Origin of the sequence: Agrobacterium rubi TR3 = NBRC 13261 (assembly GCF_000739935.1) — a bacterium.
Classification (GTDB): Bacteria; Pseudomonadota; Alphaproteobacteria; order Rhizobiales; family Rhizobiaceae; genus Agrobacterium; species Agrobacterium rubi.
On record NZ_BBJU01000014.1, the window covers coordinates 240,174 to 260,515 of the forward strand.

Below are 20,342 nucleotides of genomic sequence, written 5' to 3' on the forward strand. Positions count from 1 at the left end.
GGAATGCTCCTCAAACCAAACGGCTCCGCTCCAGAGCGGCCTCAATAAAACTCGCAAACAGCGGGTGCGGGTCGAGGGGGCGGCTTTTGAGTTCGGGGTGGTACTGCACGCCGATGAACCATGGGTGGTCGGGGTATTCCACCGTTTCCGGCAGGACGCCGTCGGGGGACATGCCGGAGAAGACGAGGCCGCAGTTTTCGAGGCGGTCCTTGTAGTCTACGTTGACTTCGTAGCGGTGGCGGTGGCGTTCGGAAATGTCCGTGGAGCCGTAGATTTCGGCAATCTTGGTGTCTTTCTTGAGCGAGGCCTTGTAGGCGCCCAGGCGCATCGTGCCGCCGAGATCGCCGGCTGCGTTGCGCTTTTCGAGCTCGTTGCCCTTCACCCATTCGGTCATCAGGCCGACGACCGGCTCGGATGTCGTGCCGAATTCGGTGGATGAGGCCGCCTCGATACCGGCTAGATTGCGAGCCGCTTCCACGACCGCCATCTGCATGCCGAAGCAGATACCGAAATACGGCACCTGTCGCTCGCGGGCATATTGCGCCGCACGAATCTTGCCCTCGGAACCACGCTCGCCGAAACCGCCGGGAACGAGGATGGCATCGACCTTTTCGAGATAAGGTGCCGGGTCTTCCTTTTCGAAGACTTCCGACTCGATCCACTCCAGCTTGACCTTGACGCGGTTGGCAAAGCCACCGTGATGCAGGGCTTCGATCAGCGACTTATACGCATCCTTCAGGCCGGTATATTTGCCGACGATGGCAATGGTCACTTCGCCTTCTGGCGTGTGGATGCGGTTGCAGACCTCCTCCCACTGCTCAAGCCTTGGCTTTGGCGCAGGCTCGATGCCGAAGGCTGCCAGCACTTCGTTGTCGAGGCCTTCCTTGTGGTAGGCAATCGGAACGTCATAGATATTGGCCACATCCAGCGCCTGAATGACGGCGGATGGACGCACGTTGCAGAACAGCGAGAGCTTGCGACGTTCGGCCTCGGGGATTTCCCGATCGGCACGCACGAGAAGAATATCGGGGTGAATACCCAGCGCTTGCAATTCCTTGACGGAGTGCTGCGTTGGCTTCGTCTTCAGCTCACCGGCCGCTGGAATATACGGCATCAGCGTCAGGTGCACGAAGATGGCCGTGCCGCGTGGCAGGTCGTTCTTGGCCTGACGGATGGCTTCCATGAATGGCATGGCTTCGATGTCACCCACCGTGCCGCCGATTTCGCAGATGACGAAGTCGTATTCCTCATTGCCTTCGGTCACGAAATTCTTGATTTCGTTGGTGACGTGGGGAATGACCTGCACCGTCGCGCCGAGATAATCGCCGCGGCGTTCCTTATCGATGATGTTCTTGTAGATGCGACCCGTAGTGATGTTGTCGGTCTTGGTGGCCGAGCGCCCCGTGAAGCGTTCGTAGTGACCAAGATCGAGGTCGGTCTCCGCGCCGTCATCGGTCACGAACACCTCACCGTGCTGGGTGGGGCTCATGGTGCCGGGATCGACATTGAGATAGGGGTCAAGTTTGCGAAGCCGCACCCGATAACCACGAGATTGCAACAACGCTCCGAGTGCTGCGGCCGCAATGCCCTTACCAAGTGAGGAGACCACGCCGCCTGTGATGAATACATATCGCGCCATGGGATTTACCGCTTACCTTTAAAAGAGTGATTCCGCCAGCCCAAATTTCTGAACGCCCGCATTCATCTGTTGATGAAGGACTACGCTTGGCCGGAATGTGAACAAAAGAAAACCGGCAGGCTTTTGGCCTGCCGGAGTGATAGGATTGAACCGGTTTTACTGGCCGGTCGGAACTGCGTTGTTGGCCGGAGCCGGTGTCGCAGGTGCCGGAGTGGCCGGTGTCGTCGTGGCCGGAGCCGGTGTCGTGCCTGTCGCAGGAGCGGCAGCGCCGTTGCTGGAGGATGGCACGCCACCTTCCGCCGGAGCCTGCGTTGCCGGTGCGCCAGACGATGGGCCAAGCGTATCCAGAATGCCGTTACCTTGCCCTTGCGTGGCGGGAATACGGTCCAGAATATCGGTCGGGCGCGCTTCGTAGCGGGTCAGAAGACCAAGGCCGAGGGACGTTGCGAAAAACAGCGCCGCGAGGATGGCGGTGGTGCGCGTCAGGGCATTTGCCGTACCGCGTGCGGACATGAAGCCTGAGCCACCACCGATACCAAGGCCACCGCCTTCGGAACGCTGGATCAGAACCACGCCGACGAGCGCCAGCACGATCATGAGATGAATAACAATCAGTACGTTCTGCATGACAATCCATTCCATGCCCCATCAGGAGCACAATGAAGAAGTTTGCGGCTCTTTACATGAGGCGAAAGCGTATTCCAAGCCCCTGCGAGACGAAAGCCGGGTTGCTTTACCTAAAAAATCAAGCCGTCAATTTCTCGTATGCCGCATAGATGGACAGGAAGTCGGATGCTTTCAAGCTGGCACCGCCGATCAGCGCGCCATCGACATTCTCGACACCCATCAATTCCAGCGCATTGGTGGGCTTAACGGAGCCGCCATAGAGAATGCGCATGCCCTTGCCTTCTTCGCCGAAACGCTTGACCAGTTCATCACGCATGAAGGCATGGGCCTCGCGCACGTCCTGCGTGGTCGGCGTCAGGCCGGTGCCGATAGCCCAGACGGGTTCGTAGGCGATGACCGTATCTGCGGCAGTCGCCTCATCCGGCAGGGACCCGGCCAACTGCCGCTTGAGAATATCAAGCGTCTGGCCGGACTTGCGCTCATCCGCCGTCTCACCGATGCAGACGATGGCAACGAGGTCTGCAGCGTGTGCTGCGGATGCCTTGGCGCGAACCAGATGGTCGGTCTCGGCGTGGTCGGTGCGGCGTTCGGAATGGCCAACGATGACGTATGTGCCGAAGCAATCGGCAATCATTTCTGCGGAAATATCGCCCGTGTGGGCACCAGAAGCGTTCTGGTGGCAATCCTGCGCGCCGATTTTCAGCGGGCTGTCATCGCACAGGGCCGTCGCCACATAAAGAAGCGTCGAGGGCGGGCAGATCAGCGCATCCACCTTTTCTGAAAGGGAACCTTTGACACCTTCGGCCATCGCTTTGATCTGATCAAGCGACTCGCGCGTTCCGTTCATCTTCCAGTTTCCAGCGACGAGCGGGCGAACATCAGGGGTCATAAGCGATCCATTCCTCTTTGCTTGATAGGCGCTCGCTTCAACAGAAAGCGCCACAACGTCAGATTACCCGTCCCTCTTAAAACGTACGGTCGAAATTTGGTACAAAAAAGAACGATTTGCGTGGAAAACCTTGGGCAAAATCGCTATTTTTCGTTCGTTTTCGGTATCAGAAGCAATTTTCCGGCTCAACGCGCGATCAGGAAGTTCAAGACGGAGCGCCAGTCGGTCATACGCACCGGCGTTCCATGGGTGCCGCTCTTGTACAGCGTGAACCGAACCGGCTGCCCCGCCTTCAGCAAAGAGCGAAACATCGTGGCTTGCTGGTCTGCCGAATACACCTTGTCTTCGCTGCCATGCGTGAACCAGAGGGGCTTTTTGGCCTTCGCAAACGCGCTTTTGGGAAAATCGGGATCGACCGCGCCGCCAAGGATGGCCATGCCCTTTAGATCGGATACGGCTTTGCTGTCGCGGCTGATGCCATAGCAGATGAAGCTGCCCATGGAGGCGCAGGCGAGGATGACGGGACGCCCGCCGGATTTTGCCTTGGCATCTGAAATCAGGGCTGCGACATCGGCCACGCCCTTTTCATCGAAGCTCTTCACACTCGGTGCATAATAGGTGCCGCCATTGGCAACGGCCAGATTTTTCAGCCGATTGAAGTTGCCGCCGAAGGTATAGTCGTTCATGCCCAGCCGGCGGTCGCCGCCGCGTCCGTGAATGAAGATGACGGTGAAGGCCTGACCGGAAGCAGCACCCACGCGACCAACATCCAGCGCCCTGCCCCCGACCGAGATCGTTTCCAGCGCCTGGAATTTCTTGGGCGCGAGATCGACATATTGTCGCTTCACACGGCGCTCAGGCGTTTCGTCACGCCCGTTGATGTCGCGCATTTCCTGATAATCGATGATTTCAGATGCGCCATTGTCGCCGGTGGACAACACCGTCTGGCTGGAAAACAGCTCGTCCTTGAAGGGTTTCAGCGGTCCGCTGGCGCTTTGGGCCGAGGCTGGCACGATCGCAACAGACAGGCAAAAAAGAGTACAAAAGGTGAAGATAGCTGTGGACATGCCTTGAGGAACCCATTCAATTCGGCCACAACACTTGCCATTCGGGCGAGCGCGGCGCAATCCTTGGACGACGCGAAAACCGATCATCCGTGCTTGAGTAGCAAATATGCGTTGCCATCAGCGGCAAATCATAAACCTGCTCGCATGGCCAAATTCTGATTGAACTGGGCACAATGGACGATAGCAACGATCTCTTTTCAAGCCAACCCGCACCGAAGCCACAGGAGCCAGAGTCTGCTGTAGCAAAACCTGCGCCCGTGGTGAAAGCTGCTGCCAGCGCGCCGAAGCCTGCGGCGGTAACAACCTCGTCCGAGCAAGAATATGGAGCGTCGTCCATCCGCGTGCTGGAGGGGCTGGAGCCCGTGCGCATGCGCCCCGGCATGTATATTGGCGGCACGGATGAAAAGGCTCTGCACCATCTGTTTGCCGAAGTCATCGACAACTCCATGGACGAAGCCGTCGCGGGCCACGCCAATTTCATCGAAGTGCATCTGGACGCGGAAGGCTTTCTGACCGTTAGCGACAATGGTCGCGGTATACCCGTGGAAAACCATCCGCAAGTGCCGGGCAAGTCCACGCTCGAAGTCATCATGACCAAGCTGCATGCGGGCGGCAAGTTCGACGGCAAGGCCTATGAAACGTCTGGAGGTCTGCACGGCGTCGGCGTGTCCGTGGTCAATGCGCTTTCGGACCTGCTGGAAGTGGAAGTCGCGCGCAATCGCAAGCTCTACCGCCAGCGCTTTTCGCGCGGCGTGCCCATGGGCGGGCTTGAAGAGCTTGGCGATGTGCACAATCGTCGCGGCACCCGCGTGCGTTTCCATCCCGATCCGCAAATCTTCGGCGACCACGCAAAGTTCGAACCAGCCCGCATCTTCCGCATGGCGCGCTCGAAAGCCTATCTCTTCGGCGGCGTCGAGATCCGCTGGAGCTGCGATCCCGGCATGGTGGCACCGGATGGTGACATTCCTGAAAAGGCAGTCTTCCACTTCCCCGGCGGCCTGAAGGATTATCTGGCGGCAACGCTTGGCAAGGAATTCACCGTTACGCGCGAAATCTTCTCCGGCAAGACGGAAAAGACCGGCGGTCATGGTGCGATGGAATGGGCTGTGACGTGGTATGGCGGCGATGCGCAACTGCATTCCTATTGCAACACCATTCCGACGCCGGAAGGCGGCACGCACGAGGCAGGGCTACGCATCGCGCTGACCAAGGGTCTCAAAAACTACGCCGAGTTGACGCAGAACAAGCGCGCCCGCGAAATCACCACCGATGACGTGATGATTTCGGCTGTTGGCATGCTGTCCGTCTTCATTCGCGAGCCGGAATTCGTCGGCCAGACCAAGGACAAGCTGGCGACAGTGGAAGCCCAGCGCATCGTTGAGAACGCGCTGCGTGATCCGTTCGACCATTACCTCGCCGGGAACCCGAACGAAGCAGCGAAGCTGCTCGACTGGGTTATCGAGCGCTGCGAAGAACGCCTTCGTCGCCGCAAGGAAAAGGAAGTCAATCGCAAGACCGCCGTTCGCAAGCTGCGCCTGCCCGGCAAGCTGGCGGATTGCTCGCAGAACACGGCTGAGGGCGCCGAACTGTTCATCGTCGAAGGTGATTCGGCTGGCGGTTCTGCCAAGCAGGCGCGCAACCGTGCCAATCAGGCCATTCTACCGCTGCGAGGCAAGATCCTCAACGTCGGCAGCGCCAGCCGCGAAAAGCTCTCTGCCAACCAGCAGATCGCCGATCTCATTCAGGCGCTGGGTTGCGGCACGCGCACCAAGTATCGCGATGAGGATTTGCGTTATGAGCGCATCGTCATCATGACCGATGCCGATGTCGATGGCGCGCATATCGCCTCCCTGCTGATTACCTTCTTCTATCAGGAAATGCCCGAACTCATCCGCGGCAGCCACCTCTATCTGGCCGTGCCGCCGCTCTACGTCATCCGTCAGGGTGCGAAGACAGTCTACGCCCGCGACGACGCGCACCGTGCCGAGTTGATGGAAACCGTCTTCAAAGGCAAGAAGGTCGAAATCGGACGCTTCAAAGGCCTCGGCGAAATGATGCCAGCTCAGTTGAAAGAAACGACCATGGACCCCTCCAAGCGTACGTTGCTGCGCGTGGAAATCGATGACGTGGATTTCGAGGGCACCCGCGAAGCGGTTGACAACCTGATGGGCACGAAACCTGAGGCGCGCTTCCGGTTCATTCAGGATCGGTCTGCGTTTGCGGAGAATTTGGATATTTGAAGCCAAAGACGTGTCTTATGATCGGCATTAGTCTTCTGCTCCGCGACTTCGTCTCGCCCTCATTCCTGTGCTTGTCACAGGAATCCAGTCAGCCCAAGTCCTTGGGCTGAGATGAGTCTTTTCGCCGCGCAGACGCGCGACGACTGGATTCCTGTGACAAGCACAGGAATGAGGAGAACTTTTAGGTCGCGGCGCAAATTTTGCGTTACCGATGACACAAGGCCACATTGCTCGACGTTTTCCGCAATGATAGTGTCTGCAAGTTAAATCCACCATTGGTAGTGCTACCATTATGCCAAACAAAACAGTCATTGACGCTGACAACCCGGAATGGACAGACAAAGATTTCGGGCGCGCAAAACCCGCCTCACATTTGCCAGCCGATGTTGCTGCCTTTTTCCCGAAAATCCGTGGCCTGCAAAAGACGCCAACGAACGTAGCTCTTTCCTGAGCCTGGAAGTCGTGGAACACTACAAGGCAACTGGGCCCGGCTGGCAGGCACGCATTGACGAAGTGCTGAAGAAAGCCGCCGGTCTCTGATCCAACTCAAGCTGCCATCTCGAATATCGGTCGGCACATAGCCGATATGCGCAACCACATTCGATTTTTTGCCGTTCATGGCTGGAAATCATTTGCCACCATGTTATCTAAGAACAAACGAAGCAGCGGCCTTGAACCGCGTGTGAAAGGAAATGGCCATGAGCGGCATTCACGACATGATCGACGGCGAAGTGAAGGGTAACGATATCGTTCTCTTCCTCAAGGGCACACCGCAGTTTCCGCAGTGTGGTTTTTCCGGGCAGGTCGTACAGATTCTCGACTACCTGGGTGTGGAATATAAGGGTATCAACGTTCTTGCGGATGCCGATCTGCGCCAGGGTATCAAGGATTACTCCAACTGGCCGACCATTCCTCAGCTCTACATCAAGGGCGAGTTTCTCGGCGGCTGCGACATCGTGAGAGAGATGTTCCAGTCGGGCGAGCTTCAGGAACAACTTCAGGAACAGGGTATCAGCGTCCGCGCGGCGTGATTCCGGCCGGGACGCCCCGGCCCCCCTACTTTTAAAAACTTGTCTAGGCGTTGCCCCAAGCAACGCCTTTGCCGTTCTTTTGGGACAAATTCTGTGACACATCCTTCACAATCGGAATCGACGCGCGCCGTCGCCATGGGGCGGACGGAATTCATCGCGCTGGCAGCAGCGCTGATGGCGCTGAATGCACTGGCTATCGACATCATGTTGCCGGGCCTGCAGGAAATCGGCGCTTCGCTGGGTGTCGATAACGAAAACCATCGCCAATATGTCATCTCGGCCTATCTGATTGGCTTTGGCATTTCGCAACTCTTCTACGGCCCGATTGCAGACCGCTTCGGACGCCGCAAACCCATGCTGTTCGGTCTGGGCATCTACATCATCTCGTCCATTGCCGTTATCTTCGTGCCGTCGTTCGCGGGACTTCTCGTTTTGCGTTTCATTCAGGGCATCGGCTCTGCGGCCACGCGCGTCATCACCATCTCCATCGTCCGCGATATCTACGGCGGCAGGCAGATGGCAGAAGTCATGTCGCTGATCATGATGGTCTTCATGGTCGTTCCCGTGATAGCGCCCGGCACGGGACAGATCGTGCTGTTCTTCGGTGACTGGCACCTGATTTTCGGCTTCATGGCCGGTATCGCTGCTATCGTCACTGTCTGGATGTACTTGCGCCTGCCGGAAACGCTGCATGCCGAAGACGTGCGGCCCCTCACCGTTTCATCCGTTCTGGCGGGCTTCAAGATCGTTCTGACCAACCGGGTGGCGCTTTGCTACACGATTGCGAGCACGATCATCTTCGGCGCGCTGTTCGGTTTCATCAATTCGGCAGAGCAGGTCTATAAGGGCATTTACGGGCTGGGCCCATGGTTTGCGGCGGCCTTTGCGGGCGTGGCGCTGTCGTCGTTCCTCAACTCCCGTCTCGTTGGGCGCTTCGGCATGAGAAAGCTGTCGCACGGCTCGCTGATCGGATTTATTTGCATCACCCTCGTCTGGCTTGTGCTGCAAATCGTTGGCCCGCAACCCATGCCATTCTTCCTGTTCATTCTGATGTTCGCGCTGGCGATGTTCCAGTTCGGCCTGATCGGTTCGAACTTCAACTCGCTGGCCATGGAGCCGCTCGGCCACGTGGCGGGCACGGCGTCATCGGTCATTGGCTTCATGAGCACGATTGGCGGTTCGCTGATCGGCGCGGCGATTGGTCAGGCTTTCAACGGAACGGCCCTGCCCATGGTGGCAGGCTTCTTTGTGGTCTCGGTCCTCGGCCTCGTCTTCGTACTGATCGGTGAAAAGGGCGTGCTGTTTCAGCCGCAGAACAAGCCCCCACACTGATTTCCAACTGTCGATAACACAAAAGGCGCGGATGGTGACACCCGCGCCTTTTGCATTTGATGATGTAAGAATTCAGACCGTGAATATCTTTTCGCGCAGCAGGGTCCACGTTTCCTTGTCGGGCGCAAGCAGCAGGCCACCGCTGACATGGCTCGGCAGATAAGGCGAACCATCAAAGCGCGCCGCGTAAGCACCGGCTTCCTGCGAGATCAGCGTGCCTGCAAGGTGGTCCCATGGCATCAGCTTGTTGTACATGAGGAAGTGCATGTGCCCGCCCGCGAAGATGCGGTATTCGTGCGCGGCGCAGCGGTAGCTGGTGAACAGGCGCACATCGGCCAGATTGCTCAACAGTGTGCGGCGAACCTCGCCGTCGAAATAGCCTGTGTTGGCGATGCCGATCATCTGCGAAAGCTCGGGGGCCGGAACAACATTCATCTGCGACTGCGAGCCGTCGGCGCTGCACATCCATGCGCCGGAGCCTTTTTCGGCGATGGTCCAGTCATTGCCGAGCGGATCGTAGATGATGCCCGCAACCGTCTCGCCCTTCGAGATGACGCTGAGCATAACGCCGAATAGCGGCAGTCCGGCTGCGAAGTTGAAGGTGCCGTCGATGGGGTCCACCACCACGGCCAGATCTGCATCGCCAAGCTTGGTCAGCAGTTCGGGATCACTGGCAACCGCTTCTTCGCCGATAAACAGGGCATCCGGCATGAATTCGGCAACGCGGGCACGGATCAGGCGCTCTGCCGCCTCATCCGCTTCCGTCACAAGGTCGATGGCTTCCGTTTTCACCCGCACATCGTCTTCGCCCAGATTGCGAAACCTTGGCATGATTTCCACGGCGGCTGCTTCCTGCAGCGCGTTGGCGAGAGATGCGATTTCGAGTTCAACGGTCATATCAATTCCTTTTTGCGTGTCTAATCAAAGGCCGACGATTTCGCCGCGAAGCATTTTCCAGCTTTCCTTGTCCGGTGCGGACAGAATACCGCCGGTCAGGTCACCGGGGCGGTAGGGTGTGCCGTCGAATTTTGCGGTGTGGCCGCCCGCTTCCTGATGCGCCAGCACGCCAGCCAGATGGTCCCACGGCATCAGCTTTTCATGGCCAATGAAATGCAGCTTGCCGGTGGTGACGAGCCAGTATTCATGGGCCGAACAGTTCAGCGAAAGGGCCATCTTCGCCTTCGTCATGTTGGCCGCGATAACAGGGCGGCGCTCTTCGAAGCTGTGGCCCCAGGAGAAGATGCCGACCATTTCGGACAGCGAAACACTCTGCGCGACCCGCAACTTGGCATCGCTGCCGTTCTTGCGTTTCAGCGTCGCCCCTGCCCCTTTGACGGCAACAATCGTGTCGCCCATGACGGGGTCATGAATGATGCCCGCGACCGTCTCGCCTTTGACAGTCACGGCAAGCAGCGTTCCGAAGGCGGGAAATCCTGAGGCGTAGTTGAATGTGCCATCGACGGGATCGATCACGAAAGCGAGGTCCGCACTGGTCAGCGCCGGAATGACGGAATGGTCAGCGTCATAGGTCTCTTCGCCAACGATATGGGCTTTGGGAAAACGTGAGAGCAAAGCGGCGGTGATGCGCTTTTCCGCCAGAACATCGGCCTCGGTCACGAGGTCGACAACCGAGGTCTTCTGGGAAATATCGGAGGCGCTGAGATTGCGAAAGCGGGGCATGATCTCGTTGACGCCAGCATCTGCAACGGTCGAAATCAGGAAATCTAGATCGGTATCTGAAAGTGTCATGAAGGTTCTTCTAAAAGATGGGAGAGAAAGCCTCCACGCTCTAAGCTCCTAGCATGACGGATCGGTGACAGTCAGGCCTGCGAAATCGAAGAGCTTGGTATCAAGAAGATGAGACGGGTTAACGTGCGCCATGGCGCGCAGCATCACATCCTTGCGGCCCGGCATTTTCCGCTCCATGTCCGCCAGCATATCCTTCATGGCATTGCGCTGAAGGCCGTCCTGCGAACCGCAGAGATCGCAGGGAATGATGGGGAAATCCATCGCGGTCGCGAACTTCGACATGTCCTCCTCGGCGCAATAGGCCAAGGGACGCAGCACCATCAGGTCGCCTTCGTCATTCATCAGCTTGGCTGGCATCGCAGCCAGGCGTCCGCCGTGGAAGAGGTTCATGAAGAAGGTTTCGAGAATGTCCTCGCGGTGGTGACCGAGCACCAGCGCATCGCAGCCTTCTTCACGGGCGATGCGGTAGAGATTGCCGCGCCGCAGCCGCGAACAGAGCGAGCAATAGGTGCCGCCAGCGGGGACTTTTTCCTTCACGATCGAATAGGTGTCGCGATATTCGATACGGTGCGGCATGCCTATCCTGGTCAGATATTCCGGCAGAATGTGCTTGGGGAAATTCGGCTGGCCCTGATCGAGATTGCAGGCGATCAGGTCAACCGGCAGCAGGCCGCGCCACTTGAGGTCCATCAGCAGTGCCAGCAGGCCGTAGCTGTCCTTGCCGCCGGACAGCCCTACGAGCCAGCGCTTCTGGCCGTTCAGCATGCCGAAATCATCGAAGGCCTGACGCACATTGCGCAACAGCCGCTTGCGCAGCTTGTTGAACGAGACCGAACCGGGCGCGTTGGCAAACAGGGGATGCGCGCCACCCTGCCCTTCGGGCTCCACGCCTTCGGGCATGTCATCGATATCTGCGGAAATGGTCATGGCAATCTCGTTTGTTCCCGACGCAACAGCGTCCGGTATCAGGGAATGCCCGCATATGCCTTGAAGATCAAGCCCCGAATACGGACCAGCCCATTTCATTGGCCAGCATTTCCAGCGCATCGGAGCCAAGCGCAGAGTTGCCGACCTCGTTCAAACCGGGAGACCAGACAGCGATGGATGCCTTGCCCGGTGCCACCACCAGAATGCCGCCGCCCACGCCGCTCTTGCCCGGCAGACCGACGTGATAGGCGAAATCGCCAGAGCCGTCATAATGTCCGCAGGTCAACATCAGCGCATTGATACGGCGCGCGCGTTTTTCCGAAACCACGGAATGGCCGGTAATCGGGTTACGGCCACGGTTTGCCAGAAACAGCCCTGCCCGCGCCAGTTGAACGCAGTTCATGGAAATGGCGCACTGGTGAAAATAGACGCCCAGCGTGTGGTCGACGGGGTGGTGCAGATTGCCGAAGCTGCTCATGAAATTGGCCAGCGCAAAATTTCTGTAGCCACTCGTTTGCTCGGACTTCGCCACGGAATTGTCGATGGAGATCGTATCGTCATCGGCGAGATAGCGGATGAAACGCAGCAGTTCACCGATCGCCTCTCGCGGCTGGTGACCAGCCAGCACCATGTCGGTGATGACGATCGCACCGGCGTTGACGAAGGGATTGCGCGGAATCCCCGCTTCGCGCTCCAACTGCACGATGGAATTGAAGGCCGAACCGGATGGTTCACGGCCCACTCGCCTCCAGACGCTCTCGCCGGTCTTGCCGAGCGCCAGCGTGAGCATGAAAACCTTGGAAATACTCTGGATAGAAAACGGCGTCCGCGCATCGCCAGCCACGAAGGTTTCGCCTTCAACGGTGGTAACGGCAATGCCGAATTGTTTCGGATCGACCTTGGCAAGCTGCGGAATATAGTCGGCAACCTTGCCCTCACCCAGACGCGGCTGCATTTTTTCGCAGATGGAATCGATGACCGCCTGAATGTCCTGCATGCCCTGCCCACTTAAAGAAAAAGCGCCATGACGACGATGGCGCACTTAACCTCAACTTTATCCTCGGGCTTTTCCCGAGGATTAACCCACCCAACATCCAGCGTGGTCAGTTCCTCGGGACAAGCCCGAGGATGACGGAGGAGAGGTTTGCGGTCTTGTCGCGAGCATTCGCGACGAACAAACCAAACGCCGTTAGATCGAAGAAGCCCGCGCCTTCGTCGTCGTATCGAAGGCCTTCATGACGTAGCTGTCACGATCATAGACGTCGTCGAAATACTGCACCTTTCCGTCCTTGTCAGGCCAGGCCGTGAAGTAGGCCACGTAGACAGGGATTTTCGTCGGCACAGTCACCGCACGGTTCTGGCCAGCGGCAATCTGTTTGTTGACGTTGTCGAGCGTCGTACCGAGCACTGCTGCTGCCATGCGGCGTGGGTCAACAAGACGGATGCAGCCGTGGCTCAGCGCGCGCATATCGCGGCTGAAGAAGCTCTTGGATGGCGTATCGTGCATGTAGATGGCATGCGCGTTCGGGAACAGGATTTTCAAATCGCCCAGCGCATTGTCGCTGCTTGGCGGCTGGCGCACGGACACGGCGTTGGTGGAGCCATACCAGTTGACGCTGGAAGACGACACGGCGCGTCCGTTGACGGACACTTCGTAGCCCAGGCGATCCAGATAGGACGGATCGTTGCGCAGCTTCGGCAGCATCTCGTTGATGATGATCGACTGTGGCACGCCCCAGTAAGGGTTGAATTCCACAGTCTGGATTTCGTCCTGGAAGAAGTAGGTCTGGTTCGTCTTGGAACCGATGACCACCTTCATGCCGAAATCTTCGACGCCTTCATTGTGGTAGTAGGCCATGAAGGCCGGCTGGTTGATGAGGACGAAACGATCGCCCAGATCGGCTGGCAACCAGCGAACCTGCTCCATAGCAACTTCCAGCTTGGCAATCTTGGCTTCGTTGCTGTCACCCGTCATCGCTCGCACAGTTGCACGACCGATCACGCCATCAGCCTTAAGGCCGTTCTCGCTCTGGAATGCCTTGACGAGGTCAACGAGGTCGGGCGTGTATTCGGGTGTCTGCTGATAGCCTGCCAGCGTCATCGCATGGCCGGTCTTCAACGAGGCCGACGAGCGATGCTCGATAGCCTTGACGACGGTTGCCATGTCAGGGTTGTTTTCACCGGGCTTCAGAACGAGGTCTGCGGGCACGACGATCTTGTGGGAGCCGTCCTTGTCCGTGTCGCGCAGCTTTGCAAGCTCCACTTTCAGGCTCTGATATTCAGGGTTGGAAGGCTCGCGGCTGCGCAGATAGGCGGCAACGTCGGGGCTGAGGCCAGCAAGCTTCAGCACCGGTGCGAGATTGACCGTCTTGCGCTTGAAGTCGTGATAACCTGACAGCTTGTTAGGATCGACGCGACCGCGCGTCGTGTCTTGCACGTAAGCGAGAACCTTGGCGGAAAGCGCCAGTTCGAACTGCATCATGGCAGGCGAAACGGTCTGCTCTTCGGTCAGGGCGACATTTTGCACCGGCGCCTGTGGCTCGCTGGTGATGCTCGCCGTTACGTCCTGTGATGGTGCAGAGATGCTGTAATCGGCAGGGTTCAGGCCGCTGTCACCAACGGTTTCGAAGAAGGCGAGAACAGCGCTGGCGCGTGGGCTCAGATCACCATTTTCCACCCACAGAGGCTTGCCGCCTTCATTGTAATAGCCTTCCAGCGCCTTGGCGATTTCAGGCGTTGCAGAGAGCTTCACGCCTGCCAGTCCTGCGGCAAACTTGGAGGTGTCGACGGCGCGGGTGCCATCGGCCTTGTAGGTGTAATAGCGAGGACCGGAGACGCGCGGCAGCGGCTCTGGATCGACATCGCGGGTAGCTGGCATGGTGCGCTGCTGCGCCACACCGGGCAGACCGCGGTCCTGACGCTCACGCTCGACCTTGCCCGGGCCGCCGCGCAGAAGGTCCATGAGTGTAACGGCTCCCGCCGTGCCCGGCATGCCTGCCGAAACAGAAAGACCGAGAGCCAGGATCAGCGCTGTCGATGTTTTTCCCGATGTGATCTTCAATTTAGTCCTCGCCGCGTCCGCGCCATCAATCATTGGGGCGCATGTAAAGAGTATGTGTCTGTCTAGCTGATTGGCCTTGTTTTGAAAAGAAACGCACGAACGCCAATCCAGTGCCAGACACGAGGTCCCATCACGGTAAAATACCGCTTTGGCATGGGTGCCACGTTTGGCGAGAATAGTTAAATTTCTCTTTAATTTCTTGGCATTGCGCAAACAAGTTTTCGACAGTGTCTTTTAACATCTGTCAAAATGTTGCGGTTGCGAAGCACGTGGCCCAAAAGCCACGCCCGCCGACTTTCGAATCCTACGGCAGAGCGTGCAAAACAGTTGCGAAATATGACACTACACCGCACGACAGGCTTTCCATGATTGCGCTATCGCTTTATATGTCTGCCCGCGCAGGCGCGGCGGAAAAGCCGTCCTGCCCATGGACCGCACAGGAGAGGCAGGACTGATGACATCCACACGCACCGAAACCGATACATTTGGCCCAATCGACGTTGCAAGCGACCGTTACTGGGGCGCACAGGCACAGCGTTCGCTCGGAAACTTCAAGATCGGCTGGGAAAAACAACCCGCTTCGGTCGTTCGTGCGCTGGGCATCGTCAAGCAGGCAGCAGCACGCACCAACATGGCACTGGCCGGGCTCGACGCCCAGATCGGCGACACCATCATCAAGGCCGCGCAGGAAGTGATCGATGGCAAGCTGGATGAGCACTTCCCGCTCGTCGTCTGGCAGACCGGTTCCGGTACCCAGTCCAACATGAATGCCAACGAAGTCATCTCCAACCGCGCGATTGAAATGCTCGGTGGTGAAATGGGCTCCAAAAAGCCGGTTCACCCGAACGACCACGTCAATATGAGCCAGTCGTCCAACGACACCTACCCGACGGCCATGCACATTGCGTGCGCAGAACAGATCGTTCACCACCTGCTGCCGGGCCTCAAGCACCTGCACGCAGCGCTCGATGCCAAGGCCAAGGGCTTTGCGCATATCATCAAGATCGGCCGCACCCACACGCAGGATGCAACGCCGCTGACGCTAGGTCAGGAATTCTCCGGTTATGCCGCGCAGGTCGCTTCCGCCATCAAGCGCATCGAACTGACCCTTCCCGGCCTTTGCGAGCTGGCGCAGGGCGGCACAGCCGTCGGTACCGGTCTCAATGCACCGATCGGTTTTGCCGAGCAGGTGGCAGACGAGATCGCCAAGATCACCGGCTTGCCCTTCGTGACCGCGCCAAACAAGTTCGAAGCGCTGGCCGCCCATGACTCCATGGTCTTTGCCCACGGCGCCATCAACGCCGCAGCCGCCGCACTCTTCAAGATCGCCAACGATATCCGCTTCCTCGGCTCCGGCCCACGCGCCGGTCTCGGCGAGCTGGCATTGCCGGAAAACGAACCCGGCTCGTCCATCATGCCGGGCAAGGTCAACCCGACACAGTCGGAAGCGCTGACACAGGTTTGCGCGCATATCTTCGGCAATCAGGCAGCGATTACGTTTGCAGGCAGCCAGGGTCATTTCGAGCTCAATGTTTATAACCCGATGATGGCCTATAACTTCCTGCAATCCGTACAACTTCTGGGTGACGCAGCCGTATCCTTCACCGACAATTGCGTCGTCGGCATCGAAGCGCGCGAAGACAATATCAAGAAGGGCGTCGAAAATTCGCTCATGCTGGTCACGGCTCTCAACAGCAAGCTGGGCTACGATGCCTGCGCCAAGATTGCCAAGACGGCGCATAAAAACGGCACGACGCTGCGCGACGAAGCAGTGGGTGGTGGATATTTGACCAACGAAGAATTCGACCAGTATGTCCGCCCAGAAAACATGATCGGACCCAAGTAAGACAGACGGATGAAAACGGCTCTTCGGAGCCGTTTTTTTTGCCCCCTTTTTGGATCAGGTCTCAACCCATGATTTTACGCTGCCGATAAAACACTGAATAAAATGCGAATATTCGCAAACCTACAACAAATTACCTCTATAAATTTACCTGCAAAATGGTATTTGAAATCACGACTTCTGATTTAGCCGATTCCAATTTAGGAATTTGAACCGCTGAAACGGGACACGATTTTACTGGGTCATCTTGCCGCCAAACAGCACTCTGTTCTTGTGTGTCGAGATTCCAGAATAGATTTTATGATGCGGCAAGGCACAATACCAACGTCATTTCCGGAGTGACTTGATGAATACGACATCAACGCCCAAGGCTCCTGATATCGCAGCGCAGATTATCTTTGCGATGCGCAATATGGGTGTCGTTCCCATTCCGCGAAACTACAACCTGTTTTACGAAGCCTATATCGGCTCCAACCCAGCTTTGACGCGCGAGCTGAGCGTGCTGGGAAGCCGCGCGACGCAGGAAGAGTTGGACGAACTGGGTGCGCGTTATTTCGACCACAACCATGGGCAGTTGATCGAGGCCGCACGCGACAAGTTGCAGTCGGAGTTGAACGCACTTCTGATCGTCTTGCAGCATGAGCAGACGTGCCTTGAAAATTACAATCGCATTCTGGATGAAACCCGTGCCGGTATCTCTGACAAAAGTCAGTCCAGCGCCCAACTTCTACGCACCGCCATCTCCATGCTTGCGGATGCCACGAGCGACAAGATGGCGGAGAACGAAACGACATCGCGCGATATGGATCGTCACGCCGAGGAAATGCAGCAGGTCCGTCTCGAACTGGATGAATACAAGCGCATCGCCAATACCGATTCCCTGACCCGCCTGTCGAACCGTCGTGCGTTCGATGAGAAGCTGGCATCCGTCTACGATACGACGGTTGGCCTGCATCTCTCCGCCTTGGTGCTGCTGGATGTGGACAACTTCAAGAACATCAACGATGCCTTCGGTCACCCTGTCGGCGATAAGATATTGGCAAGCGTCGCCTCCGTCATCCGAGCCAGCGTTCGCAAGGATGGTTTCGTGGCGCGCAGCGGCGGCGAGGAATTCGCCATTATCATGGAAAACAGCAATCAGGACGACGTCCAGACCATGTGTGAACGGATCCGCACATCGCTGGAAAAGACGCCGTTCCGGAATTCCAAATCCGGCGTCGATTACGGCCAGGTCACAATTTCCATCGGCTATGCCCTGGCATCGCAGGCGCAGAACCCTGGCGAGCTATACGGTCACGCCGATACCGCTCTCTATCACGCCAAGGAAACCGGGCGAAACCGCACCGTTTTCTTTGAAGAGGGCATGCGGAAGAATTATTCCGGCAAGAGCTGGCTGATCTACAAGTAGGAGGACAGCTTCGGCCCCCCATGTCACCACATGGTTTTCGCCGCCCGTTCCGGCCACTCACGATCATAGGTATCCTTGTCGAAATCCGCCTTGGCGGCTTTCATGAGGCCGCCCGGTGTGGGCAAGGATGCCGGATCAACAAAGTTTTCGGGATTCCACAGCTCGGAGCGGATCAGCGCACGGGCGCACTGGAAATAGACCTCATCGATCGTGATCACGGTCACGGTGCGGGGATTTTTTCCGTCCATCTCGAAACTGTTGAGCAGTGCAGGGTTGATGGAAACGACGGCCTTGCCGTTGATGCGCATCGTCGTCGTGGAACCCGGAATGAGAAACATCAGCGCCACGCGCGGATCGCGCACGATATTCATGAGCGAATCGATCCGGTTGTTGCCGCGCCAGTCGGGCAGCAACACGGTCCTCTCATCCTGAACCCTGACGACACCGCCTTTGTCACCGCGCGGTGAACAGTCCATGCCTTCGGGACCCACGGTCGCCAGCGCCACGAAGGGCGATGCTTCGATCATCTGCCGGTATTCTGCTGTGAGTGCCGGTGTCACCTTAATCTGAGACGCTTCGGCAATGGTGCCGTAAATCGTCTTTAGATCGTCCACAGTTTGAATAATGGTCATTGTGATCTCCTTCCATCGGCCTCGTTTGACAGGACCGTCACGACAATGATGTGACAGCGCCTAGCTTTCCTCGCGCGCCTCTTCCCGCGCTTCACGTTCGGCACGCTCCCGTGCGGTGCGGGCTGCCACGATATCGGCGGGCTGCGCGTTGCCGCGGATGAGAGAGCGACCGGCATAGACGCCACCGACGACCTCGAGCGCAAAGCGCTCCTTGTCGACATCGCGGAATTCTTCCACCAGACGTTCCGCCAACTCGATCTCCTCACCCACGGCTGTCAGCACTTTTTCGCTGAAGCTGAGCGCGGATTCGTAGGTTTCGCGGATCTGGTAATCCACACCTGCCTTCAACAGATCGAGCGCATGACCACGATCGAAGGCGCGTGCCAGAACCGGCACCAGCGGGAATTCATGCTTGACGATTTCGGCGATGCGGATTGCCGCGTCCTTGTCGTCCACGCAGATCAGCACCGCGCGTGCTGAACCCGCCCCCGCCGCATGCAGGATTTCAGCACGCGAGCCATCACCGTAATAGACCTTGAAGCCGAAACCGGCAGCATCGCGCACGAAGTCGGCATCCTTGTCGACCAGCGACAGCGTATAGCCGCGCGCCAGCAACGGCTGGCTGACAATCTGGCCGAAGCGACCGAAGCCGATCATCAGAATGCTTCCATCGACATTTTCTGGCAAATCCAGATCGTCCGTTTTTGGCATTGTCTTGGGCATGATGCGATCATGGGCGATGACCATCAGCGGCGTCAGGATCATTGAGATGATGATGGTCGCCGTCAGCACGGCATTGGCTTCGGCATCGAGGATGCCGGCGGCCACGGCTGCGGAATAAAGCACGAAGGCGAATTCACCGCCCTGCGCCATCAACACCGCCCTTTCGATGCTTTCGCGCTGGCAGGTTCCCAGCACCCGCGCCACGCAATAGATCAACAGCGCCTTGACGAGCATATAGGCAATGACGCTCATCACCACGAGTTGCCAGTTCGCGGCAATCACCGTGAGATCGATGGCCATGCCGACGCCGAGGAAGAACAGGCCGAGCAGAATGCCACGGAAGGGTTCGATATCGGCCTCCAGCTGATGGCGGAAGGAGGATTCGGATAGAAGCACACCGGCGAGAAACGCACCCATCGCCATCGACAATCCGCTGACCTGCATCAGTAATGCCGACCCGAGAACAACCAGCAAAGCCGCTGCCGTCATTACTTCGCGCGCGCCAGACGCTGCGAGAAGCCGGAAGAACGGGTTGAGCAGGTAGCGCCCAGCGACGATCAGCGCGGCTACTGCGGCCAGCGCGATGCCGATGGAGATCATCCGCTCGCTCAGCGTCACCGCCTCGCCGCCTGCGCCCAGAAACGCGACCAGGACCAGAAGCGGCACGATCGCCAAATCCTCGAACAGCAGAATGGCAATGATGCGTTGGCCCTTCAGCGTCGACATGCTGTTGCGCTCTTGCAGCATCTGCATGACGATGGCGGTGGAGGTCAGCACGAAGCCGGTGCCAGCCACAAAAGACGGGATCAGCGAGAAGCCGAGCGCGAGGCCGACCAGCGTCAGGCCCGCCATGCAGGTCAGCACCTGCAAGGCGCCGAGCCCGAAAATATCCTTGCGCATCGACCACAGCCGCGACGGCTGCATTTCGAGCCCGATGATGAACAGGAACATGACGACGCCGAGTTCGGCGATGTGGATGATGGCCTGCGGGTCGGAAAAAGCGCCGAAGCCGAAGGGGCCGATCACCAGACCGGCGGCGAGATAACCCAAGACGGAGCCAAGGCCGATCCGCTTGAAGATGGGGGCCGCGATGACGCCTGCCGCCAACAGGACGACCACTTGCGCCAGATCATTTGCATTTCCCTCGACCGCCAAGTGTCACCCCTGTCCCTGC

At 58.1% G+C, this 20,342-nt stretch carries 17 protein-coding genes; 6 read left to right on the forward strand and 11 right to left on the reverse strand.

Going from position 1 to position 20,342, the window contains the following annotated elements; all coding sequences use genetic code 11:
- Positions 1-10 precede the first annotated feature (10 nt).
- From pyrG to RRU01S_RS12310, 4 genes are all read right to left on the reverse strand, one after another.
- Complete coding sequence (gene pyrG, locus RRU01S_RS12295; RefSeq protein WP_045230555.1) at positions 11-1,639, reverse strand: CTP synthase; 1,629 nt, start codon at positions 1,637-1,639, stop codon at positions 11-13.
- Between the two features lie 156 nt (positions 1,640-1,795).
- On the reverse strand, positions 1,796-2,266 hold the full coding sequence (gene secG / locus RRU01S_RS12300; protein WP_045230639.1) for a preprotein translocase subunit SecG: 471 nt from the start codon (positions 2,264-2,266) through the stop codon (positions 1,796-1,798).
- Between the two features lie 118 nt (positions 2,267-2,384).
- Positions 2,385-3,155 (reverse strand): triose-phosphate isomerase, encoded by a 771-nt coding sequence (gene tpiA / locus RRU01S_RS12305; protein ID WP_045230556.1) that lies wholly within the window; start codon positions 3,153-3,155, stop codon positions 2,385-2,387.
- Between the two features lie 185 nt (positions 3,156-3,340).
- Positions 3,341-4,222, reverse strand: coding sequence for a phospholipase (locus tag RRU01S_RS12310; protein ID WP_045230557.1), 882 nt, complete (start codon positions 4,220-4,222; stop codon positions 3,341-3,343).
- A 173-nt stretch (positions 4,223-4,395) separates the two neighbouring features.
- Between RRU01S_RS12310 and parE the strand changes: the two genes are divergently transcribed.
- From parE to RRU01S_RS12330, 4 genes are all read left to right on the forward strand, one after another.
- The gene (gene parE / locus RRU01S_RS12315; protein WP_045230558.1) at positions 4,396-6,462 is read left to right on the forward strand and encodes a DNA topoisomerase IV subunit B; all 2,067 of its coding nucleotides are present in this window, start codon (positions 4,396-4,398) and stop codon (positions 6,460-6,462) included.
- 330 nt (positions 6,463-6,792) lie between these two features.
- Positions 6,793-7,002 (forward strand): BrnA antitoxin family protein, encoded by a 210-nt coding sequence (locus tag RRU01S_RS12320; RefSeq protein ID WP_234936071.1) that lies wholly within the window; start codon positions 6,793-6,795, stop codon positions 7,000-7,002.
- Between the two features lie 158 nt (positions 7,003-7,160).
- Positions 7,161-7,493 carry a Grx4 family monothiol glutaredoxin gene (gene grxD / locus RRU01S_RS12325; RefSeq protein ID WP_045230640.1) on the forward strand — a complete coding sequence of 111 codons (333 nt, stop codon included), beginning with the start codon at positions 7,161-7,163 and terminating at the stop codon, positions 7,491-7,493.
- Between the two features lie 135 nt (positions 7,494-7,628).
- Positions 7,629-8,825: a multidrug effflux MFS transporter gene (locus tag RRU01S_RS12330; RefSeq protein ID WP_045230559.1), complete on the forward strand. Its 1,197-nt coding sequence runs from the start codon at positions 7,629-7,631 to the stop codon at positions 8,823-8,825.
- A 72-nt stretch (positions 8,826-8,897) separates the two neighbouring features.
- Here RRU01S_RS12330 and RRU01S_RS12335 read toward each other — a convergent pair whose 3' ends face one another.
- From RRU01S_RS12335 to RRU01S_RS12355, 5 genes are all read right to left on the reverse strand, one after another.
- A complete protein-coding gene (locus RRU01S_RS12335) occupies positions 8,898-9,722 on the reverse strand; it encodes an inositol monophosphatase family protein (protein ID WP_045230560.1) in 825 nt (274 codons plus the stop codon).
- Between the two features lie 24 nt (positions 9,723-9,746).
- Positions 9,747-10,574 (reverse strand): inositol monophosphatase family protein, encoded by an 828-nt coding sequence (locus RRU01S_RS12340; protein ID WP_045230561.1) that lies wholly within the window; start codon positions 10,572-10,574, stop codon positions 9,747-9,749.
- 48 nt (positions 10,575-10,622) lie between these two features.
- Positions 10,623-11,501 (reverse strand): tRNA 2-thiocytidine(32) synthetase TtcA, encoded by an 879-nt coding sequence (gene ttcA / locus RRU01S_RS12345; RefSeq protein ID WP_045230562.1) that lies wholly within the window; start codon positions 11,499-11,501, stop codon positions 10,623-10,625.
- A gap of 67 nt (positions 11,502-11,568) precedes the next feature.
- A complete protein-coding gene (locus tag RRU01S_RS12350; protein ID WP_045230563.1) occupies positions 11,569-12,498 on the reverse strand; it encodes a glutaminase in 930 nt (309 codons plus the stop codon).
- A gap of 192 nt (positions 12,499-12,690) precedes the next feature.
- On the reverse strand, positions 12,691-14,595 hold the full coding sequence (locus RRU01S_RS12355; protein WP_108722625.1) for a L,D-transpeptidase family protein: 1,905 nt from the start codon (positions 14,593-14,595) through the stop codon (positions 12,691-12,693).
- A 394-nt stretch (positions 14,596-14,989) separates the two neighbouring features.
- On the opposite strand from RRU01S_RS12355, the gene fumC reads away from it, so the two are divergent.
- Both fumC and RRU01S_RS12365 read left to right on the forward strand, forming a co-directional pair.
- Entirely contained in the window at positions 14,990-16,408 is a 1,419-nt protein-coding gene (gene fumC, locus RRU01S_RS12360) for a class II fumarate hydratase (protein WP_165572223.1), read from the forward strand.
- A gap of 343 nt (positions 16,409-16,751) precedes the next feature.
- Positions 16,752-17,813 (forward strand): GGDEF domain-containing protein, encoded by a 1,062-nt coding sequence (locus tag RRU01S_RS12365; protein ID WP_045230565.1) that lies wholly within the window; start codon positions 16,752-16,754, stop codon positions 17,811-17,813.
- Positions 17,814-17,836: 23 nt separating this feature from the next.
- Here RRU01S_RS12365 and RRU01S_RS12370 read toward each other — a convergent pair whose 3' ends face one another.
- Both RRU01S_RS12370 and RRU01S_RS12375 read right to left on the reverse strand, forming a co-directional pair.
- The gene (locus tag RRU01S_RS12370; protein ID WP_045230566.1) at positions 17,837-18,445 is read right to left on the reverse strand and encodes a pyridoxamine 5'-phosphate oxidase family protein; all 609 of its coding nucleotides are present in this window, start codon (positions 18,443-18,445) and stop codon (positions 17,837-17,839) included.
- A 60-nt stretch (positions 18,446-18,505) separates the two neighbouring features.
- Positions 18,506-20,323: a monovalent cation:proton antiporter-2 (CPA2) family protein gene (locus RRU01S_RS12375; protein ID WP_045230567.1), complete on the reverse strand. Its 1,818-nt coding sequence runs from the start codon at positions 20,321-20,323 to the stop codon at positions 18,506-18,508.
- Positions 20,324-20,342: the final 19 nt, after the last annotated feature.

Bases quoted from the DNA above. Each gene is read 5' to 3' on its own strand.
- pyrG (WP_045230555.1), bottom strand. From the start codon at position 1,639: ATGGCGCGATATGTATTCATCACAGGCGGCGTGGTCTCCTCACTTGGT.
- secG (WP_045230639.1), bottom strand. From the start codon at position 2,266: ATGCAGAACGTACTGATTGTTATTCATCTCATGATCGTGCTGGCGCTC.
- tpiA (WP_045230556.1), bottom strand. From the start codon at position 3,155: ATGACCCCTGATGTTCGCCCGCTCGTCGCTGGAAACTGGAAGATGAAC.
- RRU01S_RS12310 (WP_045230557.1), bottom strand. From the start codon at position 4,222: ATGTCCACAGCTATCTTCACCTTTTGTACTCTTTTTTGCCTGTCTGTT.
- parE (WP_045230558.1), top strand. From the start codon at position 4,396: ATGGACGATAGCAACGATCTCTTTTCAAGCCAACCCGCACCGAAGCCA.
- RRU01S_RS12320 (WP_234936071.1), top strand. From the start codon at position 6,793: ATGGACAGACAAAGATTTCGGGCGCGCAAAACCCGCCTCACATTTGCC.
- grxD (WP_045230640.1), top strand. From the start codon at position 7,161: ATGAGCGGCATTCACGACATGATCGACGGCGAAGTGAAGGGTAACGAT.
- RRU01S_RS12330 (WP_045230559.1), top strand. From the start codon at position 7,629: ATGGGGCGGACGGAATTCATCGCGCTGGCAGCAGCGCTGATGGCGCTG.
- RRU01S_RS12335 (WP_045230560.1), bottom strand. From the start codon at position 9,722: ATGACCGTTGAACTCGAAATCGCATCTCTCGCCAACGCGCTGCAGGAA.
- RRU01S_RS12340 (WP_045230561.1), bottom strand. From the start codon at position 10,574: ATGACACTTTCAGATACCGATCTAGATTTCCTGATTTCGACCGTTGCA.
- ttcA (WP_045230562.1), bottom strand. From the start codon at position 11,501: ATGACCATTTCCGCAGATATCGATGACATGCCCGAAGGCGTGGAGCCC.
- RRU01S_RS12350 (WP_045230563.1), bottom strand. From the start codon at position 12,498: ATGCAGGACATTCAGGCGGTCATCGATTCCATCTGCGAAAAAATGCAG.
- RRU01S_RS12355 (WP_108722625.1), bottom strand. From the start codon at position 14,595: ATGATTGATGGCGCGGACGCGGCGAGGACTAAATTGAAGATCACATCG.
- fumC (WP_165572223.1), top strand. From the start codon at position 14,990: ATGGACCGCACAGGAGAGGCAGGACTGATGACATCCACACGCACCGAA.
- RRU01S_RS12365 (WP_045230565.1), top strand. From the start codon at position 16,752: ATGAATACGACATCAACGCCCAAGGCTCCTGATATCGCAGCGCAGATT.
- RRU01S_RS12370 (WP_045230566.1), bottom strand. From the start codon at position 18,445: ATGACCATTATTCAAACTGTGGACGATCTAAAGACGATTTACGGCACC.